Raw genomic sequence first — 26845 nt, forward strand, 5'->3', positions numbered from 1 at the left:
AATTGGACGTCACTGTCCGTTTACGTACTTTTTTGCAGGCAATGCCGTTTATCTTGATTCAGCATTGCCCGGCGACTCTCAGAATTTACCTGGCATCGGCAGCAATCTCCGTCACCAACCGGACTTTCTGCCACTGCCGGGATGACCACAAACAGCGTTTCAGACAACAAACCGGCATGAGCCCGCTGGCCTGGTGCAAAAAATTTACCGGACCGGCAGTTTAATTCACACAATTAATGATTCGTTTAGATTCCAGGCGATATACTCTCTTCATCGCGGCTAATTAAGGTAAGTGAGGCTTTTATCGTACGTCTGAATATTTAACGGAGGTTAATCATGCTGGGAAATATGCATGTCTTTATCGCAGTCTTAGGAATCATCTTATTTTCGGGTTTTCTTGCTGCGTATTTCAGCCACAAATGGGATGACTAGTGAAGAGTGACAATCCCCACCCTTAACAGCCCCTTGCAGCATGTTGCTCAAGGGGCTTTTTACTGCCTGTGACAAAGCACAAAGGCAAAAAAAACCGCCAACTGAGTGGCGGTAAATGCTTGCATGGATAGATTTGTGTTTTGGTTAGTCAGCATCTCTGGCATTTCTTTGCCTGACTTGCTTGATTCAGACAAAATATCATTAATTGCTTCAATGAAAACTAAACAACTGATGATTACTCCGATAACACACTTTTCCATGCTTTTTTGCTCGGACAACACGCGGTGCGGACCGACCAGCGTCGTAACGAGCGGCTTTCCTGAATATCTTACCCTTACGGCTGGGTGACCCAGCGTGACGGTCGGCCTGAGATTGTGCGTGCTTCGCGTTGAACTGCCCCCCGCTGGTGCCACATTGGGCCACAAAGTTCCTGTCACGCTCTTTCGCGCTGCATGCTATGGTATTACGACAGTTAAAGCCTTGAGGAACAGGAAGAATGATTGTACTGGTTACTGGCGCAACCGCCGGATTTGGTGAGAGTATTACCCGCCGTTTTATCGCCAATGGACACAAAGTCATCGCCGCAGGACGCCGTCATGAGCGTCTGCAAGAATTGAAAGAAGAGTTTGGTGACAACATTTTGACGGCGCAGCTGGATGTTCGTAATCGTGCAGCCATCGAAGAGACGCTCGCCAACCTCCCCGCCGAATGGCGCAATATCGCTATTCTGGTCAACAACGCCGGGCTGGCATTGGGCACAGAACCGGCGCAAAAGGCCAATGTCGATGACTGGGAAACGATGATCGACACCAACAACAAAGGCCTGATCTACATGACCCGTGCCGTGCTGCCGGGCATGGTCGAACGCAACTGTGGACACATCATCAACATTGGCTCCACCGCAGGCAGTTGGCCTTATGCAGGCGGCAACGTGTACGGCGCGACCAAAGCGTTCGTGCGTCAGTTCAGCCTGAATTTGCGCACCGATTTGCACGGCACCGCCGTTCGCGTAACAGATATCGAGCCAGGCCTGGTCGGCGGCACGGAGTTTTCCAATGTGCGCTTTAAAGGCGACGACGCCAAAGCCGATAAAATCTACGAAAATGCGAATGCCTTGTCTGCGGAAGATATCTCTGAAGCAGTCTGGTGGGTAGCAACGTTACCGAAACACGTCAACATCAATACCCTGGAAATGATGCCGGTCAGCCAGACTTATGCCGGTTTGAGTATCCATCGTCAGGGATAAGCGCACATTTGTGCAATAAACTCGCCCGGCCTGCTGGCCGGGTATGTGCCTGACAACAAAATCAGCGTAAAATAACGCACTTAACCCGTCACCAAGAAAACGCAATGGCCGCAGAATCGCAACTCAATCCGACACAACCCGTGAATCAGCAGATTTATCGTATTTTACGTCGGGACATCGTGCATTGTCTGATAGCCCCCGGTACGCCGCTGTCTGAGAAGGAAGTGTCGATTCGGTTTGATGTTTCTCGCCAGCCGGTGCGTGAAGCGTTTATCAAACTGGCCGAAAACGGCCTGATTCAGATTCGCCCGCAGCGCGGCAGTTATGTGAACAAGATTTCACTCTCGCAGGTTCGTAACGGTTGTTTCGTCCGTCAGGCGATTGAGTGCGCCGTAGTCCGCCGCGCCGCAACGTTAATTACCGATGAGCAGAGCTATCAGCTCGAACAGAATCTTAACCAGCAGCGTATCGCCATTGATCGCCATCAGTTGACCGACTTCTTCCAGCTTGACGATGAATTCCACGCCCTGCTTTCGCAGATTGCAGACTGTCAGCTCGCCTGGGACACCATCGAAAACATCAAGGCCGCCATCGACCGCGTGCGTTACATGAGCCTCGACCACGTCTCTTCTCCGGAGATGTTGTTGCGTCAGCATCAGGTGATTTTCAGTGCGCTGGAAAAACGCGACGTCGAGGCTGTCGATAAAGCGATGACGCAGCATTTGCAGGAAATTGGCGAATCGGTGTTGTTGATCCGTCAGGAAAATAGCGACTGGTTTAGCGAAGAGTAAGTAAGAATAGTCAGACAGGAAGCCGCCTCAGAACGAGGCGGCTCAGATTGCTGACAAAGAAGGAAAAAGCGTGGTTTTTCCTTCTTTGTGGTGAGCAGCCGAAAATCAATGAATTGATTTTCCTTATTTTTTGTTCTGCCACCCATGACAAAACGGTATTCGTTAGAGGTTTGTCATCAGTCTCAGCCGCCTCAGAACGAGGCGGCTTTTTTTCATTACAGTTTCGCGGCAAAGTCTGCAACGGTCGCTTTCGCGCCTTTCGCCAGCAGCGACAGATAAGCTTGCGTTACCTGTTCTACAAATTTCCCTTCCAGCGGCAGTTCTTTACCGAAGATGGCTTCAATGCCGAACAGTGTTTTCACACGGGCTTCCCCTTGTTCGCTGTTCTTTACCACGCTTTGAAGGGTGCTCAGCAGCGGATCGCAGACTTCAATCTCATTGCCCTGCTCGTCCTTGCCATCGACATAGCGCATCCAGCCTGCCACGCCCAGCGCCAGCAGCGAGAAATCGCTTTTGTGAGCGAGGTGCCAACGTACGGAATCCAGCATGCGCTGTGGCAATTTCTGGCTGCCGTCCATGGCGATTTGCCAGGTGCGGTGGCGCAGCGCCGGGTTGCTGTAGCGATCAATCAGCAGGTCGGCGTAACGGGCCAGATCCACGCCTTTCACTTTCAGCGTTGGCGCTTGCTCTTTCAGCATCAAAGCGTGAGCGGCTTTGCGGTAGTTAGCGTCTTCCATGCAGTCGTTAATGTGCTGGTAACCGGCCAGATACCCCAGATAGGCAAGGAATGAGTGGCTGCCGTTCAGCATGCGCAGCTTCATTTCTTCAAACGGGATCACGTCGGACACCAGTTCAGCGCCAGCTTTTTCCCACTCAGGACGACCCGCCACAAATTTATCTTCGATAACCCACTGGCGGAACGGCTCACACGCAACGCCTGCCGGGTCACGTACGCCGGTAATGGCTTCGATTTTGTCCAGCGTCTCTGCGGTAACCGCCGGCACTATGCGGTCGACCATGGTGGACGGGAACGTCACGTTTTGCTCAATCCACGCCGCCAGTTCGCTGTTCAGCGCACGTGCATAGGCACGGACCACTTTACCTAAGACATGGCCGTTTTCTGGCATGTTATCGCAGGACATCACGCTGAACGGTACCAGGCCAGCCGCTTTGCGACGCGCTAGCGCTTCCACCACCACACCAATGGCTGAAGTTGGCTGATGTGGATTTTGCAGATCGGCGACGATCATCGGGTGATCGACATTCAGTTCACCGGTCGCCGGTGAATGGCAGTAGCCTTTTTCAGTGATGGTGAGCGAGACAATCGCCACCTGCGGTTCACACATCTTCGCCAGCACAGTTTCGAGCCCGTCCACCTGGGCGTGCAGCGCTTCTTTCACCACGCCGACCACTCGTGCTGTCCACGCGTTGGCAGACATTTCCGCCACGGTGTAGAGATTATCCTGTTGTTTCAGGTCGGCAATTTGCTGCTCGCCGCCAATCAGGTTCACTTCGGTGTAGCCCCAGTCGCTGTTGTGCTCCTGAGCCAGAATATCGGTGTACACAGCCTGGTGCGCGCGATGGAAAGCACCAAACCCAAGATGGACGATGCGTGGTACCAGCTTGTGACGATCGTAGGCCGGAAGGGACGCTTTGGCATTCAACAAGGTTTTGTTCATGAGGTTGCTCATTGTCGTGTGAGGTTGTCGAATCGAAGGATGTAGACCATCTCACGCAATTGGTATGACATCTTTGATTTCCGTCAACTACCATACAAGAAGAGGCTATCAGGCGACAAAGCGTGAACTGTGTCGCCTGACAGAGGGATAATTAGCTGTATTGCCCTACTCTTGCCCCGGCTTTTACCGGTGCAGGTTCCGCCGCATCCTGTGCCAGACTCAGGTCGCGGTCACACACTTCCGGCATCAGCACTGCAGCGAGCAGACCAATCAGCGAGTAACAAATCATCATCACCGCCATCGGCCACCAGCTGCCGGTCATGTTGCAGAAGATCCCCGCCAGCAGCGGCCCAAATCCTACCGCCACCAGGCCACCCGCTTCTTTGGCAATCGCCATTCGGGTAAAGCGATTTCGTGAGCCGAACATCTCCGCCATGGTGATGTTCTCCAGTGCAAACAATCCCAGTACCGCCACATTATGGATAACAATCAGGCACAGCATAATCGTGCTGGCGCTGTAACTCTTATCGACGATCAAGGCCAGCATCGGATAAGCCAGAATGATGGCGGAAATATTCAGGATAATGTACGGCAGACGACGCCCTACTTTATCTGACAGCCAGCCCAAAAGCGGGATGGTTGCAAAACCGATTATCGAGCTTATCATCAGCGCATCCGTCGGAATGGCTTTGTCGAACAGCAATGTCTGTACCAGATAGCCTGCGAGGAAAGTCTGGATTAAGCCGGAGTTACCCGCCTGACCAAAACGCAGCCCGGTTGCCAGCCAGAACGATTTGCTGCTGAACATCGCGCCAAGTGAAGCCTCTTGTGAGGCCTGGACAACCCCTTCACCATCGCTGACCTTTTCGAACACCGGGCTTTCTTTCAGGTTCAGACGTAGCCAGATAGCAAAGATCATCACCACGACACTGGCGAGGAACGGCACACGCCAGCCCCAGGCAATCAGCTCTTCGCGATCAAGGGCGAAGAACATAAAGGCCCAGATAGCGGTGGCGCTGAGCGTCCCACAGTTGGTGCCCATCGCCACCAGCGAAGAGATAATTCCGCGCTTTCCTTTTGGGGCATACTCCGCGAGCATGGTGCCTGCACCGGATATTTCCGCTCCCGCGCCTAACCCTTGAATGATTCGCAGCGTGACCAGTAATACCGGTGCGAAAATCCCGATTTGCGCATAGGTCGGAAGCACCCCAATCAGCGTCGTGCAAATGCCCATCATGGTGATGGTGATAAACAGCACCCGTTTACGCCCGATGCGGTCGCCCATCTTGCCAAAGATAAACGCACCGATAATTCGCGCGATGTACCCTGCGCCGTAAGTGCCCATCGCCAGGATCAGCGCCATCGCCGCAGACTGTTCCGGGAAGAAAATTTCATGGAAAACCAGCGCCGCGCCGAGGGAATAAAGCTGGAAATCCATAAATTCCAGCGCGGTGCCCAGCCAGCCTGATACCGCTGCCCGAACCAGGTCTTTAGTGCTTCGTACAGGTTGATGTTGTGTCATAATCTTGTCTCTGAATAAAGTGCGGACAACTCAACTCGCGTCTGTTTTATTATTTTGCAAAGGTCAGCAGAACCTTGCAGCAGCGCTTCTGATCTTTCTCAAAAAGCGTTATGGCATCGGTCACGTCCCGATAATCAAACTCGTGCGTGACCAGTTTTTCCGGATTGATAAGCCCGTTTTTGAGCCAGTCGATCACCACCGGGAACTTGTGGGCATTTAGTCGTGAAGAGAAAATACTCAGTTCCTTGCCGGTAATGCCCTGCTGAACGATTGAAGAGGCATCGCTGGAGAACCCCATCAAAACGATTCGTGCAGCAGGTGAAGCCAGGGTGATGGCTTCCTGCAAAATGCTGGGGTGACAAGCGGCATCGACGATGAGCGTGGGTTTACTGCCCTTTTCCGCCAGCACATCTGGCAGCGAGAGGTCGCTGTTGTTGATTGTCCAGTCTGCACCGCTGCGCTCAGCCATCATCAGGCGCTCTGGAATACGATCCACCACGATGACCTGCTTCACTTTATAAACCCCTTTCAGGGCCTGAACGGTGACGAGCCCCATCGGGCCTGCGCCATACACCAGCGCCACATCTTGTTCTGTTGGATTCACCTGGCCGGTGACATTCGCCGCGATCGTGAAGGGTTCGATCATCACCGCATGTTTATCCTGGATGTTGTCCGGGATAGCCCACGCATTGCGTTCAGGCACAACGGCGTATTCACTGAAGCCGCCATCACGATGCACGCCCAGCACCACCAGTGAAGTACAAACGTTCGGCTTGCCAATGGAACACGGATAGCAATGCCCGCAGCTGATTACCGGGTCCACGCTGACACGCTGGCCGATCCGCTCTGCGCTGACGCCCTCGCCCACGGCGTCAATCAGGCCGAAAAATTCGTGCCCAATCACACGCGGGTATTTCGCAAAGGGATTATGACCGCGATAAATGTGGCTATCGGAACCGCAGATCCCCGCCAGCTTCACTTTGACTCTCACCTCGCCGGCTGCGGGATTGGGCACATCGCGTTCTTCAATCACTAATTCGTTCGGTTGACGAATAACGATACTTTTCATCTCAACGCTCCTTACCAGTTCCACAGTGTGCCGTCTTCGAGGCGAGCGACCGGGAGGTAGGCCGGGTCGTAGGGATATTTCGCCGCCAGTTTTTCGTCAAACTCGATGCCCAGCCCCGGTTTATCACCCGGATGCATGTAGCCGTTGTCGAACGTCCAGCTGTGTGGGAAGACTTCGAGCATTTGTTCGGAGTAACCCATGTATTCCTGCACGCCAAAGTTCGGCACCCACAGATCAAAGTGCAGCGCAGCGGCGTGACAAATAGGTGACAAGTCAGACGGCCCATGAGAGCCCGTACGAACCTGATAAAGTGACGCAAAATCGGCGATACGCCGCATGCCGGTGATGCCGCCTGCGTGCGTGATGGTGGTGCGGATATAGTCGATAAGCTGCTCTTCGATAAGCTGCTTGCAGTCCCAGATACTGTTGAAGACTTCACCTACCGCAATTGGCGTGACGGTGTGCTGGCGAATCAGGCGGAAACATGCCTGATTTTCCGCAGGCGTCGGGTCTTCCATCCAGAACATGCGGTATTGCTCAATGCTTTTGCCAAACCGCGCGGCTTCAATCGGCGTCAGGCGGTGATGCATGTCGTGCAGCAGATGTTCGTTAAAACCAAATTTCTTGCGCACCGCGTCGAACAGCTTCGGCGTAAAATCGAGGTATTTTTCCGTGGACCAAAACTGTTCTTCCGGCCACTGGCCTTTGGTCGCGGGTTCATACGCCTGGCCTTTGCCTTTCGCCATGCCATAAGTGGTTTTCATGCCCGGCACGCCGCACTGCACGCGAATCGCTTTAAAACCCATCTCTTTGTGGCGCGCGTAATCGTCGAGCACTTCATCAATGGAATGGCCGGTGGTGTGACAATACACCATCACGCCCTCACGGGAAGCGCCGCCCAGCAGTTGATAAAGCGGCATTCCGGCGGCTTTCGCTTTGATATCCCATAACGCCATATCGACAGCCGAAATGGCAGACATCGTCACCGGCCCGCGACGCCAGTACGCGCCTTTGTAGAAAAACTGCCAGATATCTTCGATTCGATGGGCGTCACGGCCAATCAGCTGTGGGCACAGGTGATCTTTCAAATAGGACGCAACCGAAAGCTCGCGTCCATTCAGGGTGGCATCGCCAAGCCCGACAATCCCGTCGTCGGTCGTAATTTTCAGGGTGACAAAGTTACGCCCCGGACAGGTGACAAACACTTCTGCTGCAACAATCTTCATTTTCTTTCCCTGCTCTCTGTGTTGATGGCGATATATACGCAAAGTGGCAACTACCATACAAGTATATTGATCAAAAAAGTCACAGTGGATCACAAAAATAAGTGTGTGGCCCTGGCGGCAAAAACCGGCAGGGAGAGGAAAGTCGAGGAAGATATTAGTTGATGCGATCTTTCACGATGAAGAAGCAGCCGCAGCGCTGAGGCACACTCGATAACCCCGGACGATTACCATGAACGTTTTTTTCGGGTGAGTGTCTGCAAAGTCCTTAAGGATAAATTAATCTGAATAAAGGGAGAATCGCTTTCTCTCACAGACTCACGGCCATTGAGGTGCAGGATTATGGGTATCGACAGAATGGCAACGGTTGTGTTGCGCCGCCAGGGGATCGGCGTGAAAGATAAGGTGATTCGCTTTCGCGGCAATACCCTCGTGTTCCGTTTTAATCAGGACGGCTACGACATCTATAGCAACGGGGCGAAAATTACCTTCGTGAAAACCAAAGATGTTAACGAGGCAGTTCGGTTGTACAAATCTTCGCTCAGCGACGCCTGCTAAACGCCCTTCCTTTTTACTTCTGGTTGTTTTCTGGTTAAGTTTTTACGTCGCTGCGTGGGTATTCCCTGTACAGGAGTTGTAGTAAACTTCCCCTGTGGGTTTACCGTTTTTATCCCGTAAGGAAACAGCCATGAAAGTGACTTTAAGCAAACGCCTGTGTCTGACGGCGATGCTGGCGTTGAGTGCCATCGTGTACACCGCCACGGCAACTGCCGAGACCAGCAAACTGGTTATTGAGTCTGGTGACAGCGCACAGAGCAAACAGAATGCTGCGATGGACAAGGAACAGTGGAACGATACCCGTTCCTTGCGCCAGAAAGTGAATACCCGTGCAGAGAAAGAATGGGACAAAACAGACGTCGCTTTTGATACGCGCGACAAGTGCGAGCAAAGCGCCAATCTGAATGCGTACTGGGAACCCAACACCCTGCGCTGTCTCGATCGCAACACCGGTCGACCTATTGCCCCGTAATGCTGAACGGCGCCCTCTCTGGCGCCTTTCTTTTCTGCACTAATCAGCACTATTCAGCACTGAAGCTCACAAAAGGAAATCACATGGCCGATGCTTATGCCATTAAGCTGCGCCCGCTCGAACGCGAGGATCTGCGCTTTGTTCACCAACTCGACAATAACGCCAGCGTCATGCGCTACTGGTTCGAAGAGCCGTATGAAGCGTTTGTTGAGCTGTCTGACCTTTACGACAAACACATCCACGACCAGAGCGAACGCCGCTTTGTGATTGAATGCGATGGTGAAAAAGCAGGTCTGGTCGAACTGGTTGAAATTAACCATGTTCATCGTCGCGCAGAATTTCAGATAATTATTTCCCCGGAATATCAGGGTAAAGGTCTGGCCTCAAGAGCCGCGCTGCTGGCGATGGATTACGGCTTTACGGTGCTGAACCTGTACAAGCTGTATCTGATTGTCGATAAGGAAAACGAGAAAGCGATTCATATTTATCGTAAGCTCGGTTTTCAGGTCGAAGGGGAACTCATCCATGAGTTTTTCATTAATGGTGAATACCGCAACACCATTCGCATGTGCCTGTTCCAGCATCAATATCTGCCCAAACATAAAGCAGGCGCGCAGAACCTGCTGAAGCCGACGGCTCAGTAATACTCAATCGTATTTTTGATGGTGTAATGCTGCTTCACCGGCGGCGTTGCACTGTCATCGACAATCTCCAGACTGCAACTCACCGGATTGTCATGCCTGTCGTAGTCACAGGTTTGCGCCACGTTGCCGATGGTTTTGTCATTCAGCGTACTTATCGCGGTGTAATCGAGCTTTTTACGTTCATCCTTTGAGGGGGTCGAGATGATTTTCAGCGTTTCATTATCGCCCTTCGACGTTTTGCCCAGCGGATACCCGTCTTTGTCGTAGTGATAATCTACCGTTAGCGCTTTGCCATGAGCCGCTACCACAAACCCGTTATCATCCGTGTCCCAGGTCAACCCCGCCGCGGGCATGCCTGCCAGCTGGCATTTGCCTTGCAGCAAAATGCGTTTTTCCTGAGTCATGCCATCCAGATAATAGTTGGCATCCAGCACCAGCGTCGCCCCGGAGTTGTTCTCCAGGTCGTGCAGTTCGATGAGATCAAAACACCCTTCCGTAGAGAGCTTCGCGCTCACGCGTTTGGTCACTTCGCCTTTTTCGTTCATCAACGTCTGGCTGAAATCTTTCACCGGGCCGCGCAGCGGATCGAAATCGAACTCATTCGAAAAGCTGGCCATTTCCGGGGTAAATGCCACCGGCACTGACGCGTTATCGCAGGCTGTAAGCACGCTGAGCAGCGGCATCACGAACAGCAGTTTCTTCACACCGATTCCTTGAAGGGAGAATTTTCTCAATCATATTAGCAAATACAGCGATTTACACTACGAGTGCTATGCTTTTATCTCACGACAGCGATAAGGAGATGCAGATGAAAAAGACTCACTGGCTGGTTGCTCTTTTGTTTGCAAGTGCGATGCCTGCCCTTGCCGCGCCGGAGTCCTGCGAGCGCGTGAAAGACGACATACAGCAGAAAATTGTGAATAACGGCGTGCCGGAATCCGGGTTCACGCTGGATATCGTGCCAAACGATCAGGCTGATAAACCTGATGCTCAGGTTGTGGGCCACTGCGCCAACGACACGTTTAAGATCCTCTACACCCGCAACGGCAACGACGCACCCGCCGAATAACCTGCGAATGAAAGATATTATCTCTGGCTTGACCAGGGATAATATCTTCCTACCCCCAAGTAAGTAACATTCACCCATCATCATTCAGGCTGATGTTTCTGGCCGATAATTACAACACGATGGAGTGAACAATGTCTGAGCGTCAGCAGCATGAACACCCCGGCGGGATCAGCCGCCGTACCCTGATTAAATCTTCTGCTATCGGTTCCTTAGCTGTTGCCGCCAGCAGTCTTTCTTTACCTTTTACCCTGAAAAGCGCTGCCGCCGCCGTGCAGCAGGCGACTCAACCAGACGATAAAGTTGTCTGGGGTGCCTGTTCGGTCAACTGTGGTAGCCGTTGTGCCCTGCGTTTACATGTCCGTGATGAAGAAGTGTATTGGGTTGAAACCGATAACACGGGCGACGATATTTATGGCAACCACCAGGTCCGCGCCTGTTTACGTGGCCGCTCTATTCGCCGCCGTATCAATCATCCTGAGCGTCTGAACTACCCGATGAAACGTGTCGGTAAACGCGGCGAAGGGAAATTCGAACGCATCAGTTGGCCTGAAGCGCTGGACATTCTGAGCGCCAGTCTGAAAAAAGTGGTCAGTGAATACGGTAACGAAGCGGTTTATATCCATTACACCTCAGGGATTGTCGGCGGCAATATTACCCGCTCTTCTCCTTATGCCTCTTTGGTCGCCCGTCTGATGAACTGCTACGGAGGCTCCCTCCAGCAGTACGGCACCTACAGTACCGCACAAATCGCCTGCGCCATGCCGTACACCTACGGCTCGAACGACGGTAACAGCACCTCCGATATTGAAAACAGCAAGCTGGTGGTGATGTTCGGCAACAACCCGGCGGAAACTCGCATGAGCGGCGGCGGAATCACCTATTATCTTGAGCAGGCGCGCGAACGTTCTAATGCCCGCATGATTGTGATTGACCCGAGGTACACCGATACCGCTGCTGGCCGTGAAGATGAATGGGTACCGATTCGCCCGGGCACAGATGCTGCGCTGGTGGCGGGTATTGCCTGGGTGCTGATCAACGAAAACCTGGTCGATCAGCCCTTCCTCGACAAATACTGCGTAGGCTACGACGAGAAAACGCTGCCGGAAGGCGCGCCAGCCAATGGTCACTATAAAGCCTATATTCTGGGCCAGGGTGACGATGCCACGGCAAAAACTCCGGAATGGGCATCACGTATTACCGGCATTCCAGCTGAAAAAATCATCAAGCTGGCGCGTGAAATCGGTACCGCGAAACCGGCTTATATTTGCCAGGGCTGGGGACCGCAGCGTCAGGCCAACGGTGAGCTGACTTCCCGCGCCATCGCGATGCTGCCTATTTTAACGGGCAACGTCGGCATTCATGGCGGCAACAGCGGCGCTCGTGAATCGACTTACACCATGACCATCGAGCGCATGCCGATTCTGGAAAACCCGGTCAAAACAGCCATTTCTTGTTTCACCTGGACAGACGCCATCGAGCGTGGCGCTGAAATGACAGCCACCCGCGACGGCGTGCGCGGTAAAGATAAGCTGGATGTGCCGGTTAAGTTCATCTGGAACTACGCAGGCAACACCATCATCAACCAGCATTCGGACATCAACCGCACTCACGACATTCTGCAGGATGAATCGAAGTGCGAAATGATTGTGGTCATCGAAAACTTCATGACCAGCTCGGCAAAATATGCCGACCTTCTGCTGCCGGATCTGATGACCGTTGAGCAGGAAGATATCATCCCGAACGATTACGCTGGCAACATGGGCTATCTCATTTTCAGCCAGCCCGCCACGGCACCAAAGTTCGAGCGCAAACCTATTTATTGGATTTTGAGCGAAGTGGCAAAACGCCTTGGCGATGACGTGCACCAGCAGTTTACCGAAGGGCGTACGCAAGCCGAATGGCTGCAATATCTGTACGCGAAAATGCAGGCGAAAGACGCCCAGCTTCCTTCTTATGAAGCACTGAAAGCGATGGGCATTTACAAGCGTAAAGATCCAAACGGGCATTTCGTCGCGTACAAGGCTTTCCGTAACGATCCTGAAGCGAACCCGCTGAAAACGCCGTCCGGCAAGATTGAAATTTATTCGGCGCAGCTCGCGAAAATTGCCGCCAGCTGGCAGCTTGAAAAAGACGACACGATAAGCCCGCTCCCGGTATACGCTTCAACATTCGATGGCTGGGACGCTCCGCAGCGCAGCCAGTTCCCGTTGCAAATGTTCGGGTTCCACTACAAAGCGCGTACCCACTCCAGCTACGGTAATGTCGATGTGCTGCAAGCTGCCTGCCGTCAGGAGGTGTGGCTGAATCCACTTGATGCAGCAAAACGTGGTATCAGCAACGGCGATATGGTTCGCGTGTTCAACGGACGCGGCGAACTGCGCATTGCGGCGAAAGTGACGCCGCGCATCATGCCCGGTGTTAGCGCCATGGGCCAGGGCGCATGGCATGATGCCAACATGAACGGTGACCGCATTGATCACGGCTCCTGTATCAATACGCTGACAACTCATCGCCCGTCGCCGCTGGCAAAAGGCAATCCGCAACATACTAATCTGGTTGAAATTGAGAAGGTGTAACGCCGCTTGTTCAATCGTCGTATATCGTTAATGAAGTGAACAACATCGGCGCGGGCTCTCCCGCGCCGCAGCAAGGAAAAGAGTTATGAATCAACCCCGTTTCGTTGAAGCCATCGCCATGAGCGGCCGCGTGCTCGGTGCCCTGTTTTATTTCGATCCGCAAAGCGAACAGGCGGCTCCGTTGGTTAATGCTTTCCGCGACGGCAGTTGGGCGCAGCAATGGCCGGAATCTGTCTCGTTCAACGCAGAACTGATTGAGGATTTTAAGGGCAAGACTGACGAACCTCTTGCAGAGGCCTGGCAGCGTCTGTTTGTTGGCCCCTATGCTTTGCCAGCGCCGCCATGGGGTTCCGTGTGGCTCGATAAAGAAAGCGTCCTGTTTGGCGACTCTACGCTTGCCCTGCGTCAGTGGATGCGCGAAAACAACATCGCTTTCGACGCTCAGCAAAATGAACCGGAAGACAACTTTGGCACGCTGTTGATGCTCAGCGCCTGGCTGAAAGAAAATGGCCGTGAAGAAGCATGGCAACAGCTGCTGGCGTGGCATCTGCTGCCGTGGTCTGGCCGTTTCCTGCAAACGTTTATCGATAACGCCGACCATCCTTTCTACCGTGCGCTGGGCCAGTTAGCCCAACAAACGCTGGCCTTCTGGCAGGCCGGGTTGCTGATTCCGGTTGCCGAAAAGAAACTCTACCGCTAAGCCTCACCTGCCGAAAGGCAGGTGTCTTAACTTAAGTTTCAATAATCTGCAAAACTCCATCTTGTGACAATGTCACTTTTACATTTGCCTTTTAGGACTATTCCCGCTTTTGCGGGCTAAGCCGTTACGTCATAAGGCGTAACACCTTGTTTACATTTCATGACACCGCGCTTTCATTCCGCCCTTTTCTGGAATCCTTCCCAACCGCTTGCTATAGCTCAGTGACCCTGCCGGAACATGGCATAACAACAAGCAACGCCTTCAGGTGGTTGCGATAACGCATGCAAACAGGGAGACACACTGCAATGCACAACACTTTACTGACGCGCGCGCTGCTGTTCGTGGTAGCGATTGTCGCTGTCCTCGCACTGCTCACGTGGGGTATTGGCCTTGAGACCCTTAAAGCCCGCCAGGTCGATTTACTCTATCTCGGCCAACAGCACCTGATTCTGGTGTTCTCATCCATGTTTTTTGCCTTACTGGTCGGGATCCCAAGTGGGATTTTACTCAGTCGCCCTGCCGCTCGCGGTGTGGCGGAATACGTGATGCAAATCTTCAACATCGGCAATACCTTGCCGCCGCTGGCGGTGCTGGCTCTGGCGATGGTGGTGGTCGGGATTGGTGACAAACCGGCTATCGTGGCGCTGTTCCTCGCCTCGCTTTTACCCATCGTGCGAAATACCTATTCAGGATTGTGCTCCGTTCCCGGTTCACTGATTGAAGCCGCGAACGGCATTGGCATGACCAAATGGCAGCGTCTCTGGCAGGTTGAACTGCCTAACGCCTGGCCGGTGATGCTTTCGGGGATTCGTATCGCGACCGCCATTAATGTCGGGACCGCGCCACTCGCGTTTTTGATTGGCGCCAGCAGCTACGGTGAGCTGATTTTCCCTGGGATTTACCTCAATGATTTCCCGACGCTTATCCTTGGCGCCGCAGCCACGGCCCTGTTTGCCCTGATCCTCGACACGCTGCTTGCCGGGCTTGGACGCATACTCAGCCCGCACACCGCTGAATAACAACAATAAGGAGCACCCCATGAGACGACTGACGCGTCTGTTTGTCGCCGCCGCTGCATTGGCGCTGATGGCCACTCAGGCTAAAGCGGCACCGATGATTCTGGCGACCAAGAGTTTTACCGAACAGCACATTCTTTCCGCCATGACCGTGCAGTACCTGCGCAAGAAAGGCTTTCAGGTGCAGCCGCAAACCAACATTGCGACGGTGATTTCTCACAATGCGATGATTAACAAGCAGATAGACATGACGTGGGAGTACACCGGCACCGCACTCATCATCTTCAACCACATAAACAAGCGTATGTCACCGGAGGAGTCTTACGACACGGTGAAACGTCTTGAGGCCAGACATGGCCTGGTGTGGCTGAAACCGGCTGAAATGAATAACACCTACGCCTTCGCCATGCAGCGTAAACGTGCAGAAGAAGAGAACATTAACACCATGTCCGAAATGGTGGCGAAGATTGAGCATATTCGTCAGACAGACCCAAAGCACAACTGGCTGCTTGGGCTGGATTTGGAGTTCGCCGGGCGTAGTGATGGCATGAAGCCGTTGCAGCAGGCCTACAACATGGAGCTTGATCGCCCGCAGATTCGTCAAATGGACCCGGGTCTGGTGTACAACGCCGTACGTGATGGCTTCGTTGACGCGGGTCTGATTTACACCACCGACGGGCGCGTAAAAGGGTTCGACCTGAAAGTGCTTAAGGACGACAAAGGTTTCTTCCCAAGTTATGCCGTCACCCCTGTCGTGCGTAAAGACACGCTGGAAGCTCATCCTGGGCTGGAAGAGGCGCTGAATACGCTTTCCGGGCTGCTGAATAACGAGGTGATCACCGAGCTGAATAAACGTGTCGATATCGACCATGAAACACCGCAAAAGGTGGCGCATGATTTCTTGCACAGCAAAGGTCTGGTCTAAGGAGAAACCATGGAAACCCTGCATTACATGATTGATAACTGGGACTATCTGGCGAGCCTGACCTGGCAACATCTGTGGCTGGTTCTGCTGGCTGTCGGGCTGGCGATTGTGATTGGCGTACCACTTGGCATTTTGATTGTGCGCCACAAATGGCTGGCAACGCCGATCCTTGGGCTGACCACCATCCTGCTGACTGTGCCGTCCATCGCGCTGTTCGGCCTGATGATCCCACTGTTTTCGCTGATCGGTCAGGGGATTGGCGCCCTGCCCGCCATCACTGCGGTATTCCTGTACTCACTGCTGCCGATTGTGCGTAACACCCACACCGCGCTGGACAACCTGCCGCCGGGCCTGCGTGAAGCAGGACGCGGGATCGGCATGACCTTCTGGCAGCGTTTGCGCTGGGTGGAAATTCCGATGGCGCTGCCGGTGATTTTCGGCGGTATTCGTACCGCGGTGGTGATGAACATCGGCGTGATGGCGATTGCCGCCGTGATTGGTGCCGGTGGGCTTGGCTTACTGCTGCTCAACGGGATTGGCGGCAGTGATATTCGTATGTTAATTGCCGGGGCGCTGATGATTTGCCTGTTGGCTATTGTGCTCGACTGGTTGCTGCACCGTCTGCAGATTGTCCTGACACCAAAGGGGATTCGATAATGATAAAGTTAGAAAATCTGACCAAACAATTTACCCAGAAGAACGGCCAGAGTTTTAACGCCGTCGACAACGTGAACCTGAACGTGCCGGAAGGCGAAATGTGCGTTCTGCTCGGCCCTTCCGGCTGTGGCAAAACCACAACCCTGAAAATGATTAACCGTCTGATACCGGCAAGCAGCGGGAAAATCCTGATTAACGGTCAGGACACCAGCGAGATGGACACCGTCTCGCTGCGTCGCAACATCGGTTATGTCATCCAGCAGATTGGCCTGTTCCCGAACATGACCATCGAAGAAAATATCACCGTAGTGCCACGCATGCTGGGCTGGGATAAAGCTCGCTACAAAGCGCGCGCCGAAGAGCTGATGGATATGGTCGCGATGGACCCGAAAAAGTTCCTCAATCGCTACCCGAAAGAGATGTCCGGTGGTCAGCAGCAGCGTATCGGCGTTATTCGTGCGCTGGCGGCTGATCCTCCGGTTCTGCTGATGGATGAACCTTTCGGTGCGGTCGACCCGATTAACCGTGAAGTTATCCAGAACCAGTTTCTCGATATGCAGCGTCAACTGAAAAAAACGGTGATGCTGGTCAGCCACGATATCGACGAAGCGCTCAAACTGGGCGACCGTATCGCCGTGTTCCGTCAGGGCCGAATTGTGCAGTGCGCCAGCCCGGATGAGCTGCTCGCCAAACCAGCCAATGAATTTGTCGGTTCCTTTGTCGGCCAGGACAGAACGCTGAAACGCCTGCTGCTGGTTTCCGCTGGTGACGTCACCGATCAACAGCCGACGATCACGGTGAAGCGAGACACCGCCCTGCCGGAAGCTTTCGCCACCATGGACGACAACGATATTCGAGCCATCACCGTTGTCGATAACGACGGTAAACCGCTGGGCTTCGTTAAGCGCCGTGAAGCACGAAATGCCAGCGGAAGCTGTGCCGACCTGCTTCACCCGTTCCGTGTCACCGGTAAAGCGGAAGATAACCTGCGCGTGGTCTTGTCCAAACTGTATGAAAGCAACACCAGCTGGATGCCGATTGTCGATGAAGATGGGCGCTATAACGGGGAAATTTCACAGGACTATATCGCGGATTATCTCAGCTCCGGCCGTACGCGTCGGGCGTTGAATATTTATTCTGTAGATTGATGCCGTGCCCGGCGGCGCAAGCTTGCCGGGCCTACAAAATTCATCACCCTGCCTTGTAGGCCCGGTCAGGCGCAGCCGCCACCGGGCAACAATGTCCCCTCTATGACAATAATCAAATAACCTCAGCAGGTTGTGTATAGTATTCACTATCTGTTTTCTGAATACGTAAAACGCATGCACCGTCTTCACGCTTACCCTGATATTCAGGCGATGTTCCGCCGTTTACTGATTGCGACGCTAGTCGGCATCCTCGCCTCGCTCGCCGTGGCGCTGTTTCGTCACGCAATGTATTTGCTGGAATGGGTTCTGCTCAGCAATGACAGCGGTAGCCTGGTGAATGCAGCAGCAAACTTACCTGCATGGCGGCGTTTGCTGACACCAGCACTAGGGGGTTTAGCCGCCGGGTTATTGCTATGGGGATGGCAACGATACACTCGCCAGCGCCCTCACGCGCCAACTGACTATATGGAAGCGCTGGAAACCGAGGACGGCAAGTTTGATTACGGCGCAAGTCTCATCAAATCGCTGGCCTCGCTGCTAGTGGTCGTCAGCGGCAGCGCAATTGGGCGTGAAGGTGCCATGATTTTACTGGCGACGCTCGCGGCTTCTTTCTTTGCGCAGCGTTTCACGCCAAAAGCTGAATGGAAATTGTGGATTGCCTGCGGGGCCGCAGCCGGGATGGCAAGCGCATATCATGCACCGCTGGCGGGCAGCTTGTTTATCGCTGAAATTCTCTTTGGCACCTTGATGCTGGCCTCGCTCGGCCCGGTTGTCGTTTCTGCGGTGATTGCGCTGCTGATGACGAACCTGCTCAGCGGTGGCCCTGCGCTGCTTTATACCGTTCACGTCGCGGCTCCCCACGGCGCAACAACGTATGGATTAATGTTAGCCACCGGGCTGGTTGCCGGGCTTTGCGGCCCTCTGTTTGTCTGGCTGATGGGGTTCACCCATCAACTTTTTTTACGCCTGAAACTCACGCCACCTTTACAGCTCGCGCTGGGTGGGTTGATTGTCGGCCTGCTTTCACTCCTCACGCCCGCTGTTTGGGGAAATGGCTACAGCGTGGTGCAAAACTATCTTCTCGCGCCGCCGGTGTTTGCCCTCATTGGCGGCGTCTTTATCTGCAAATTGCTGGCCGTGCTGGCAAGCAGCGGCTCTGGCGCACCAGGTGGGGTGTTCACCCCAACGCTGTTCGTCGGAATGGCGGTCGGCATGTTGTTTGCCCGAATGTGGGGACTATGGCTGCCGGACGGCAATGAAATGGCCATTTTACTGGGGTTAACCGGCATGGCGACCCTGCTGGCCGCCACGACGCATGCGCCCATTATGTCGACACTGATGATTTGTGAAATGACCGGGCAATATGCCTTGTTGCCCGGTTTGCTGATTTCCAGCGTGGTGGCGTCGGTGCTGTCGCGAACCTTACGCCAGGACTCCATCTACCGTCAGCATGTTGCCGAACATAGCTAAATCAACGTACTGGCCCAATTCACGCTGTTCTGCTCGCGGCAGATAAGGCAGCTCGCCCACTAACGGTGCCGGGATTTTTTTGCTCAGCACATCAATAATTTCAGCATAATGCGCCAGGCCTGGGTTGATGCGGTTCGCCACCCAGCCAATCAACGGCAAGCCATCGTTGGCGATAGCCTGCGCTGTCAGCAGTGCGTGGTTAATGCAGCCTTCCTGAATGCCCACCACCATCACCACCGGCAGCTGTTCCTGCACGACCCATTCAGAGAGTGGACGTAAATCGTTCATCAAACTGCGCCAGCCGCCAGTGCCTTCGACGACCACGTGATCCACGCTGTCGCTGAGCGTGGCCAGACCTTTTGACAGCAGCGTGTAATTAATCTGGCAACTGTGTGCGACGCTACTCTCCTCTTCGCTCAGGGCGATGGGGTTGATAGCGCTGTAAGGCAGTTCAGGGGTAGAAACACTTTGCAGTACCAGCGCATCTTTATTGCGCAGCCCTTCTGGCGTTTCCTTGCTGCCTTTTGCGACAGGTTTGTAGCCCGCCACGCTTTTGCCGTCGGCGGCAAGCGCCTGCAGCAGCGCGCGCGACACCACGGTTTTACCTACCGCTGTATCCGTACCGGTTATAAAGAAACGCTTAAGCATGATGACTCCACAGCTTTGTCGTGAATTTGGACATCGGGGTGATAATTCAGAGCCGTGGAAGTGTACGTGATAGCCTGAAAAGGCGGCTTGCGTTAGCGCAATTTTTGGCTGAACAGTGAGATAATTGTTAACCCTGTAACAATCTGATCAGCAGCGATCCGTTATAGAGCGCATCTTTGACCAGCGCTGCACCGGTCATGGTGCCACGATTGAGGAATTGGGTGCTTTCGACAGCGATATGCTTGCTGTAAGCCGGTAAAGCTTGCTGGCGGATACAGGCGCTAATGGCAGGAAACAGAATGTCGGCCGCCTGATTAAACGGCGATCCGATAAGAATTTTTTGCGGGTTAAATAAATTCACCATAATGGCAAGAATGCGCCCGACGTGGGTCCCCACGCCGCTGATGATATCTTTGGCCAGCAAGTCGCCCTGCAAGGCTGCCTGGCACAGCCATTCCACCGTCAGCGGTTGCTGATGCAGCATTGAACTTATCGACTGCTTCATGCGCACCTGCGCCAGTTCCAGCACGCTCTCCACGCTGGCGATGGTTTCAAGACAGCCATGGTTGCCGCAATAGCAACGCTTACCGTACGGGTCGACCTGGGTATGACCGATTTCGACCAGGCTGCTACTGCCCGCGTGCAGCAAGCGTCCGTCAGTAATGACGCCTGCGCCCACGTTGTGGTCAATCACCACCTGAATCACATCACGTGCGCCGCGCGAAGCACCGAACAACGCTTCCGCCATGGTCCATGCACTGATGTCATGCTGCAGATACACCGGCACGCCGGTGCGTGATTCCAGCGCTTCGCCCAGGGCAACGTCTTTCACGTCGTCATAAAACGGCATGCGATGGATGATGCCATTCTCGGTATCAATGATCCCCGGCAGGGTGATCGCAATGGAGGTGAGGCGTTCCAGCTTTTGCTGATGGCGGATAAAAAAGGCGTCGATGTGTTCGATTACGCGTTCAAGGAAAGGTTTTACGTCCACCAGCGGCAGGGTTTGTTCTTCTTCCACCACCAGTTTGCTGCTTAAATCGCGCAATGCCAGGTTGATTTCACCGCGACTGATGCGCAGCGACAGATAGTGCCAGGCCTCGGTTTCAACCATCAGGCCCACAGCGGGACGGCCACGGCTGCCCGGCTCCTGAATTTCCGTTTCCTGCACCAGATGGGCTTCAAGCATTTCGCGAACAATTTTAGTGATGCTGGCAGGAGCAAGTTGCGCAAGGCGAGAAAGGTCGATTCGCGACACAGGACCGAGCTGATCAATCAGGCGGTAAACCGCGCCCGCGTTGGTCTGCTTAATCTGATCGATATGCCCTGGCTGACTTTCTGCTACCACCGCAGACTCCCTTATTTTCGCGCTTCGAAATAAACTTCTGCTATGGTGAAGCACTTCGACGTAGCTCGTCAAATTTTTACTTAGGCTTGTGATTTACCGCACATTTTTTCACGCTTTTGGCGGTAAAAAGTGACCGTTTACCGCCGCCAATAGCTGTTGGCGAAAACGGGACGCCGCCTGACTCTGCTCGCGGTGTTTTGCCCACACCAGCCACATTTCCGACACGGCCTCAGGATCGGCAATAGGTAACCAACGCATCTCGTTGAGCTGCACCCGTTTAAAGGAGGCCGGAAGGATGGAAACACCCAGCCCGGCTGACACCAGTCCGATAATAGTCATCGCCTCGCCGACTTCCTGAGTAATCGCCGGCGAACCAAAGCGGCGCAGCAGGCCAAGAATATCGTCGTATAGCCCTGTCCCGACGTGCGGATCGAAAAACACCAGCGGTTCGAGAACCAGTTCGGCCAGCGTGACCGACTCTCTTTGTGCCAGAGGATGATCGCGCGGCACCATCGCCAGAAGCGGCTCATGGAGGATAACCTGATGGTCTAATGTGTCGGGAAGATGGGTTTTACGCATCAGCCCTAAATCCAGCGCGCCTTCACTTAACGGCGCAATTTGCTCGCGCGTGTTGCTTTCCCGGGTCTGAATATGCACGTCAGGGTACTGACGACGAAAACGGGAAAGCGTGTCTGACACAGCGGAAATAAAGGGCGCAGAAGAAGTAAACCCGATACGCAACTCCCCGGTTTCCCCCTGATGCAAACGGGCTGCACGGGCAGCGGCATCCTCCACCTGAAGCAGGATTTGCCGACTGTCTGCCAGAAACTGCTTTCCGGCCTCCGTCAGGCTGACGCTGCGGTTGGTTCGGGCAAACAAGCGGGCCTCAATTTGATGCTCAAGGATTTGAATTTGCTGGCTTAACGGTGGCTGCGAGATATTCAGCCTGGCGGCGGCACGCCCAAAATGAAGCTCTTCTGCCACGGCGACGAAATAGCGCAGGTGCCTTAACTCGATATTCATATGTTTTAAGTATCAATTGAGATTATTAATATATTAGACAGAATATTTACAATTTTCTACCCTGAAGATGTGACCTAAGTTGCACTTTACTCAGCCGTTTTCAGCCAAGGACATCCCGTGAGCCGTACGACCACCGTTGACACCGCCCCGGCCAGTGACGTCAGCGAACCCCGATTTGCCGACCCAAACCAGTTCATCCAGCGCGGTACGCCACAGTTTATTCGCGTCACCCTCGCGCTCTTCTCTGCCGGACTTGCCACCTTCGCCCTGCTCTACTGTGTACAGCCTATTTTACCGGTGCTGTCACATGAGTTTGGCATTTCGCCCGCCAGCACCAGTATTTCGCTTTCTGTTTCTACGGCGCTGCTTGCGGTAGGTTTGCTGTTCACCGGGCCACTTTCGGATGCCATTGGGCGCAAGCAAGTGATGGTCACGGCGCTTTTACTGGCCTCGGTGTGTACTCTGCTTTCCACGATGATGACCAGTTGGCACGGCATCCTTATCATGCGAGCCTTGATTGGCCTTTCCTTAAGCGGCGTGGCCGCGGTCGGGATGACTTATCTCAGCGAGGAAATTCACCCGAGCTTTGTGGCGTTTTCGATGGGACTCTACATCAGCGGTAACTCCATTGGCGGCATGAGCGGCCGTTTACTTACCGGTGTGATGACCGATTTCTTTGGCTGGCGCGTAGCCATCGCCATGATTGGCTGCTTCGCCCTTGCCGCCGCGCTGATGTTCTGGCGAATTCTGCCGGAGTCCCGCCATTTCAGAGCATCATCCCTACGCCCCAAATACTTGTTCATTAACTTCCGCATTCACTGGCGCGACCGCGGGTTGCCGCTGCTGTTTGCAGAAGGATTTTTGCTGATGGGCGCGTTTGTCACCCTGTTTAACTACATTGGTTATCGGCTGATGATGTCGCCGTGGTCGCTGAGTCAGGCGGTCGTCGGTTTACTGTCCGTGGCGTATCTTACGGGCACCTGGAGCTCACCAAAAGCAGGCGCCATGACCCAACGCTTCGGGCGTGGCCCGGTGATGGTCGGCTTCACCGCTGTGATGCTCTGCGGTTTGCTGATGACCCTGTTTTCTTCGCTGTGGCTGATTTTCATTGGCATGCTGCTATTTTCTGCTGGCTTCTTCGCCGCTCACTCCGTTGCGAGCAGCTGGATTGGCCCTCGCGCAAAACGCGCACGCGGACAGGCTTCGTCACTGTATTTATTCAGCTACTACCTGGGGTCAAGCATTGCAGGGACGCTAGGCGGCGTGTTCTGGCATAACTGGGGATGGAACGGCGTGGGAGGATTTATCGCAGCAATGCTTGTCCTGGCGCTGATAACAGGCAGTTACCTGCATAAACGCCTGCATTAATTCACCGTGCCCGCCTTCGCGCGGGCCGCTTTTCGACTAGCCAAATAAGGCCGCTAAGCCGCCCATATCCTGCACTGCGCCAATCGACAGCAACGTGATAAACACCCAGATGAACGGATTCATGATTTGCTGCACACTCTGACCTGTGTTAGTGATCAGCATGGTCGAAATACCGTCATTCGCCTCATACTTTCGTCGTATTTTTGACTATCCGCGCAAACTGGCGTCATTCACTCGGATCAAAGCCCATGGAAAAGAACAATTACTCGCAACTCGTCCGTACTTTCCAGCGTTTATCACGCTTCTCTCACCTCTCGGCTATCGCTGGCTGGGATATGGCCGCGATGATGCCCGCCGGTGGCAGCACCGCCCGCGGTGAAGCGCTGGCCGAACTTGGCGTGCTTCGACACCAAATCCTTACCGATTCGCAAGTGGGGAAATGGCTGGACGCGGCAAAACAGGAAGCGCTGAGCGAAGACGAACAGGCAAACCTGCGCGAAATGCGGCTTGCTTATTCGCAGGCAGCGTTGCTGCCAGAAAGCCTGGTGGAGGCCGAATCGCTGGCGGGTAATCGCTGTGAACACGCCTGGCGTACCCAGCGGAAAAATAATGACTGGGAAGGCTTCGCGGTTAACCTGAAAGAAGTGGTTCGTCTGAGCCGTGAAGAAGCCAAAATCCGTGCAGAAGCGGCGGGCAGTTCGCCTTATGACGCCATGCTCAATCTGTACGAACCGGGGATGACCAGCAACCGTCTTGACACGCTGTTCGCCGATCTGAAAAGCTGGCTGCCTGACTTGCTGCAAAATGTGGTGGAAAAGCAGGCCTCGCAAAAGCTCATCGACCCGCAAGGGCCTTTCCCGGTTGAAGCTCAGCGCGAGCTGGGGCTGGAAACCATGGCCCTGCTCGGCTTTGATTTTAACGGCGGGCGCCTGGATGTCAGCACTCACCCGTTCTGCGGCGGCGTACCGGAAGATGTCCGCATCACCACGCGTTACGACGAAAACGATCTGCTCAGCGCGCTGTTTGGCGTGATCCACGAAACCGGCCATGCGCGTTACGAGCAAAACCTGCCGCGTCAATGGGCCGGGCAGCCTGTAGCACACGCCCGTTCCATGGGTGTGCATGAATCCCAAAGCCTGTTCTTTGAGATGCAACTGGGCCGCAGCGCTGCGTTCCTCAAGCATTTATTACCTGGCGTGAAACAGCGTTTTGGCGATCAGCCTGCCTTCACCCTCGACAACTTCATTGCCTGGAGCCAGCGAGTAGAACGTGGCTTTATTCGCGTTGATGCCGACGAAGTGAGCTACCCGGCCCACGTTATTCTGCGCTACGAAATTGAACGTGCGCTGATTGATGGCGACATTGAAGTGGACGACATTCCCGCGCTGTGGGATGAAAAAATGCAGCAGTATCTGGGCTTGTCGACCAAAGGCAACTACCGCAATGGCTGCATGCAGGACATCCACTGGACGGATGGCGGGTTCGGTTACTTCCCGTCTTATACATTGGGCGCAATGTACGCCGCGCAATTGTTCCAGGCAGCACGCAAAGCGTTACCTGCCCTCGATGCTCAGCTTAACGAAGGCAACTTCGCGCCGCTCTTCGGCTGGCTTCAGCAAAACATCTGGCAGCACGGCAGCCGCTACAGCACGTCCGAATTGATAGTGAAAGCCACTGGGGAAGATCTTAACAGCCGTTATTTCCGTGAACATCTGACTGCGCGTTATTTGTAACCCAGACCCGTGTGGCCTGTTGCCCTCTCCCGCGGGGCTGTCTCTTGATCAGATCTCCTGATCAAGAGACTTCGCCAGTTTGTACCCCTCAACGACATCCTGAAGCCTGAACCAGCCTTCCCACATCACTACCCAGCCCGCCCGTCCTGTTCGTTTGCTGTCATACCATCGACCCATTTTCGCCAGTGCCAGATACGCCCATTTCAGGTTCGGCGCCTTCTTTGGCAGGGCTTTTCCTTCCTGTTTTACCCACAGCAGCTTCCATTCTATTGGGCTCAGCACCTGCTCGCAGGGCTCATTCAGCGTTTCCTCACTCAGCCCGCCCTGGCGCAACGCCAGTACCCTCACGGCGATAAACGCGAGGATGACCACCATCCGCTCCAGGTTATCCCGTGTCTGCATACGAAGCGATTCCACACAGGTGCCCCCGCTTTTCCATGCTTTGTGGTATTCCTCTATCAGCCAGCGGCGCTCGTAATAGCTGATGATGATGCGTGCCTGCTCCGCACTCTCCACTTTTTCTGACGTCAGCAGATGCCAGCAGGCCCCACTTTCCTCTTCCTCCCGACAGCAGATATACGTCACCGGCAACTGTTCGCCCGACCCGTCCGGTGCGGCAATATTCACCGCGCTGTAGCTGACGAACATCTGTGCCTGGCGCGCCGCTCTCCCCCCTTTCTGAACCACATTCAGCGTATGACTTCCCGCCTGCGTCAGCCTTTCAGGCAGGTCGAACAGTTTGCCTGCGCCATCCTCCAGTCGCCGGTTTTGCGCGGCCCGGACCACGAAGCGCTGCCCCTGGCTGGTTTTGTAATTCAGGTACTGCCAGATGTCCGCTTCACGGTCACACACAGAGATAACATTTGACTGAATATCGCCCAGGCGCTGCGCCATCAACTGAGATGACAACTGCCATTTAAAGCTCTCTTTTTCTTCATAAGGCCGCTCTTTTCGTTGATGTTTTTTGCCATAGGTGGCGGTCTCCCTGCTCCAACGTTGCTGGTCGATAAGGCCCACCATCCGGGCGCCGTCCGGGGCGTAGAGCAGTACCGAATGGGCAAGCAGGCCGCGTGTTTTCGGGCTGGTGGTGGTGTTGCCCAGTTCATCGCAGGCGCTGGAATGGCTGAAGTTGATGGTCGTTGTATCTTCCAGTGCGAGGAGAAGCGGATGCTCCCGGGCGGCTTTGGCCGTGGCAATAAATCCTGCCTCAGCGATAGCGTCAGGAAAGACGCAGGGGTTACGCAACAGGCGGTAAGCGCCTTCAACTTCGGCGGGAGACAGGGATGATTTCACGATAGAAAGTCCGGGGTGTTGAGTGAGTGAGGCGGCTACAGTCACGAGACGGCGGGTACGCCGCGGGTCACCCAGTTGCGCAAGCCCGAAAGTGTGTTTAGCCCATGAAAAACAATCAGAAAGCACCATACTAAAAACCCGAAAAGAGAGATATCAGAAGAGATCAACAGACGGGAAAATAGTTCAAAAAAATCCCCGACAAATTCGTCAGGGATTTGTGTATAAGAGACAGCCC

28 protein-coding genes are annotated in these 26845 nt (G+C 54.2%); 16 read left to right on the forward strand and 12 right to left on the reverse strand.

The window, feature by feature from the left end; translation table 11 throughout:
• Positions 1–336: 336 nt before the first annotated feature.
• A complete protein-coding gene (gene mgtS / locus ACLW56_RS19030; RefSeq protein WP_039078912.1) occupies positions 337–432 on the forward strand; it encodes a protein MgtS in 96 nt (31 codons plus the stop codon).
• Positions 433–491: 59 nt separating this feature from the next.
• On the opposite strand, the gene ACLW56_RS19035 is transcribed toward mgtS, so the two are convergent.
• A complete protein-coding gene (locus ACLW56_RS19035; protein WP_330985285.1) occupies positions 492–692 on the reverse strand; it encodes a hypothetical protein in 201 nt (66 codons plus the stop codon).
• A 236-nt stretch (positions 693–928) separates the two neighbouring features.
• Here ACLW56_RS19035 and ydfG point away from each other — a divergent pair, with 236 nt between their 5' ends.
• Both ydfG and ACLW56_RS19045 read left to right on the forward strand, forming a co-directional pair.
• Positions 929–1678, forward strand: a complete 750-nt coding sequence (gene ydfG / locus ACLW56_RS19040) for a bifunctional NADP-dependent 3-hydroxy acid dehydrogenase/3-hydroxypropionate dehydrogenase YdfG (protein WP_330985286.1) — start codon at positions 929–931, stop codon at positions 1676–1678.
• 104 nt (positions 1679–1782) lie between these two features.
• A complete protein-coding gene (locus tag ACLW56_RS19045) occupies positions 1783–2469 on the forward strand; it encodes a GntR family transcriptional regulator (RefSeq protein WP_330985287.1) in 687 nt (228 codons plus the stop codon).
• A gap of 215 nt (positions 2470–2684) precedes the next feature.
• Here the strand turns inward: ACLW56_RS19045 and ACLW56_RS19050 are convergent, their stop codons facing one another.
• The 4 genes from ACLW56_RS19050 to rspA all read right to left on the reverse strand — a co-directional run bounded on the left by ACLW56_RS19050 (position 2685) and on the right by rspA (position 7965).
• On the reverse strand, positions 2685–4148 hold the full coding sequence (locus ACLW56_RS19050) for a mannitol dehydrogenase family protein (RefSeq protein ID WP_330985288.1): 1464 nt from the start codon (positions 4146–4148) through the stop codon (positions 2685–2687).
• 151 nt (positions 4149–4299) lie between these two features.
• On the reverse strand, positions 4300–5670 hold the full coding sequence (locus ACLW56_RS19055) for an MFS transporter (RefSeq protein WP_330985289.1): 1371 nt from the start codon (positions 5668–5670) through the stop codon (positions 4300–4302).
• Positions 5671–5719: 49 nt separating this feature from the next.
• Positions 5720–6739 carry a Zn-dependent oxidoreductase gene (locus ACLW56_RS19060; RefSeq protein WP_330985290.1) on the reverse strand — a complete coding sequence of 340 codons (1020 nt, stop codon included), beginning with the start codon at positions 6737–6739 and terminating at the stop codon, positions 5720–5722.
• A gap of 11 nt (positions 6740–6750) precedes the next feature.
• Positions 6751–7965 (reverse strand): starvation-sensing protein RspA, encoded by a 1215-nt coding sequence (rspA, locus tag ACLW56_RS19065; RefSeq protein WP_330985291.1) that lies wholly within the window; start codon positions 7963–7965, stop codon positions 6751–6753.
• A 339-nt stretch (positions 7966–8304) separates the two neighbouring features.
• On the opposite strand from rspA, the gene ACLW56_RS19070 reads away from it, so the two are divergent.
• From ACLW56_RS19070 to speG, 3 genes are all read left to right on the forward strand, one after another.
• The gene (locus ACLW56_RS19070) at positions 8305–8520 is read left to right on the forward strand and encodes a hypothetical protein (protein WP_330985292.1); all 216 of its coding nucleotides are present in this window, start codon (positions 8305–8307) and stop codon (positions 8518–8520) included.
• Positions 8521–8650: 130 nt separating this feature from the next.
• Complete coding sequence (locus tag ACLW56_RS19075) at positions 8651–8992, forward strand: DUF1283 family protein (RefSeq protein WP_330985293.1); 342 nt, start codon at positions 8651–8653, stop codon at positions 8990–8992.
• A gap of 83 nt (positions 8993–9075) precedes the next feature.
• Positions 9076–9636 carry a spermidine N1-acetyltransferase gene (gene speG, locus ACLW56_RS19080; protein ID WP_330985294.1) on the forward strand — a complete coding sequence of 187 codons (561 nt, stop codon included), beginning with the start codon at positions 9076–9078 and terminating at the stop codon, positions 9634–9636.
• Here the strand turns inward: speG and ACLW56_RS19085 are convergent.
• Positions 9630–10340: a YnfC family lipoprotein gene (locus ACLW56_RS19085; RefSeq protein ID WP_330985295.1), complete on the reverse strand. Its 711-nt coding sequence runs from the start codon at positions 10338–10340 to the stop codon at positions 9630–9632. The genes speG and ACLW56_RS19085 overlap by 7 nt on opposite strands.
• Before the next feature lie 104 nt (positions 10341–10444).
• On the opposite strand from ACLW56_RS19085, the gene ACLW56_RS19090 reads away from it, so the two are divergent.
• From ACLW56_RS19090 to clcB, 8 genes are all read left to right on the forward strand, one after another.
• Positions 10445–10705 carry a DUF1161 domain-containing protein gene (locus tag ACLW56_RS19090; protein WP_330985296.1) on the forward strand — a complete coding sequence of 87 codons (261 nt, stop codon included), beginning with the start codon at positions 10445–10447 and terminating at the stop codon, positions 10703–10705.
• 131 nt (positions 10706–10836) lie between these two features.
• Positions 10837–13281: a selenate/tellurate reductase subunit YnfE gene (ynfE, locus tag ACLW56_RS19095; RefSeq protein WP_330985297.1), complete on the forward strand. Its 2445-nt coding sequence runs from the start codon at positions 10837–10839 to the stop codon at positions 13279–13281.
• An 85-nt stretch (positions 13282–13366) separates the two neighbouring features.
• Positions 13367–13981 carry a Tat proofreading chaperone DmsD gene (dmsD, locus tag ACLW56_RS19100; protein ID WP_330985298.1) on the forward strand — a complete coding sequence of 205 codons (615 nt, stop codon included), beginning with the start codon at positions 13367–13369 and terminating at the stop codon, positions 13979–13981.
• 305 nt (positions 13982–14286) lie between these two features.
• Entirely contained in the window at positions 14287–15000 is a 714-nt protein-coding gene (gene osmY / locus ACLW56_RS19105; RefSeq protein WP_330985299.1) for an osmoprotectant ABC transporter permease OsmY, read from the forward strand.
• Positions 15001–15019: 19 nt separating this feature from the next.
• Entirely contained in the window at positions 15020–15922 is a 903-nt protein-coding gene (locus tag ACLW56_RS19110) for a glycine betaine ABC transporter substrate-binding protein (protein WP_330985300.1), read from the forward strand.
• Positions 15923–15931: 9 nt separating this feature from the next.
• Entirely contained in the window at positions 15932–16579 is a 648-nt protein-coding gene (gene osmW / locus ACLW56_RS19115) for an osmoprotectant ABC transporter permease OsmW (protein ID WP_330985301.1), read from the forward strand.
• Positions 16579–17727 (forward strand): osmoprotectant ABC transporter ATP-binding protein OsmV, encoded by a 1149-nt coding sequence (gene osmV, locus ACLW56_RS19120; protein ID WP_330985302.1) that lies wholly within the window; start codon positions 16579–16581, stop codon positions 17725–17727. The genes osmW and osmV overlap by 1 nt, the downstream gene beginning before the upstream one ends.
• A 174-nt stretch (positions 17728–17901) precedes the next feature.
• Positions 17902–19197, forward strand: coding sequence for a voltage-gated ClC-type chloride channel ClcB (clcB, locus tag ACLW56_RS19125; protein WP_330985303.1), 1296 nt, complete (start codon positions 17902–17904; stop codon positions 19195–19197).
• Here the strand turns inward: clcB and bioD are convergent.
• The 3 genes from bioD to ACLW56_RS19140 all read right to left on the reverse strand — a co-directional run bounded on the left by bioD (position 19150) and on the right by ACLW56_RS19140 (position 22216).
• Positions 19150–19845 carry a dethiobiotin synthase gene (gene bioD / locus ACLW56_RS19130; protein ID WP_330985304.1) on the reverse strand — a complete coding sequence of 232 codons (696 nt, stop codon included), beginning with the start codon at positions 19843–19845 and terminating at the stop codon, positions 19150–19152. The two genes, clcB and bioD, sit on opposite strands and share 48 nt — an antisense overlap.
• A gap of 127 nt (positions 19846–19972) precedes the next feature.
• Positions 19973–21193 (reverse strand): sugar metabolism global transcriptional regulator Mlc, encoded by a 1221-nt coding sequence (gene mlc / locus ACLW56_RS19135; protein ID WP_330985305.1) that lies wholly within the window; start codon positions 21191–21193, stop codon positions 19973–19975.
• Positions 21194–21301: 108 nt separating this feature from the next.
• Positions 21302–22216: a LysR family transcriptional regulator gene (locus ACLW56_RS19140; RefSeq protein ID WP_330985306.1), complete on the reverse strand. Its 915-nt coding sequence runs from the start codon at positions 22214–22216 to the stop codon at positions 21302–21304.
• Between the two features lie 117 nt (positions 22217–22333).
• On the opposite strand from ACLW56_RS19140, the gene ACLW56_RS19145 reads away from it, so the two are divergent.
• Positions 22334–23584 carry an MFS transporter gene (locus tag ACLW56_RS19145; RefSeq protein WP_330985307.1) on the forward strand — a complete coding sequence of 417 codons (1251 nt, stop codon included), beginning with the start codon at positions 22334–22336 and terminating at the stop codon, positions 23582–23584.
• 36 nt (positions 23585–23620) lie between these two features.
• Here the strand turns inward: ACLW56_RS19145 and ACLW56_RS19150 are convergent, their stop codons facing one another.
• Complete coding sequence (locus tag ACLW56_RS19150; RefSeq protein ID WP_330985308.1) at positions 23621–23746, reverse strand: KPN_01571 family protein; 126 nt, start codon at positions 23744–23746, stop codon at positions 23621–23623.
• A gap of 86 nt (positions 23747–23832) precedes the next feature.
• On the opposite strand from ACLW56_RS19150, the gene ACLW56_RS19155 reads away from it, so the two are divergent.
• Positions 23833–25317, forward strand: a complete 1485-nt coding sequence (locus tag ACLW56_RS19155) for a carboxypeptidase M32 (protein WP_330985309.1) — start codon at positions 23833–23835, stop codon at positions 25315–25317.
• A 48-nt stretch (positions 25318–25365) separates the two neighbouring features.
• Here the strand turns inward: ACLW56_RS19155 and ACLW56_RS19160 are convergent, their stop codons facing one another.
• Together ACLW56_RS19160 and ACLW56_RS19165 are read right to left on the reverse strand one after the other, a co-directional pair.
• Positions 25366–26739: an IS4 family transposase gene (locus ACLW56_RS19160; protein ID WP_330982379.1), complete on the reverse strand. Its 1374-nt coding sequence runs from the start codon at positions 26737–26739 to the stop codon at positions 25366–25368.
• Positions 26652–26845: hypothetical protein (locus ACLW56_RS19165; RefSeq protein ID WP_330984809.1), on the reverse strand; the 194-nt coding region annotated here is incomplete at its 5' end. The genes ACLW56_RS19165 and ACLW56_RS19160, both read right to left, overlap by 88 nt.

The organism is Pantoea sp. sgz302252 (genome assembly GCF_047713085.1).
Lineage (GTDB): Bacteria > Pseudomonadota > Gammaproteobacteria > Enterobacterales > Enterobacteriaceae > Scandinavium.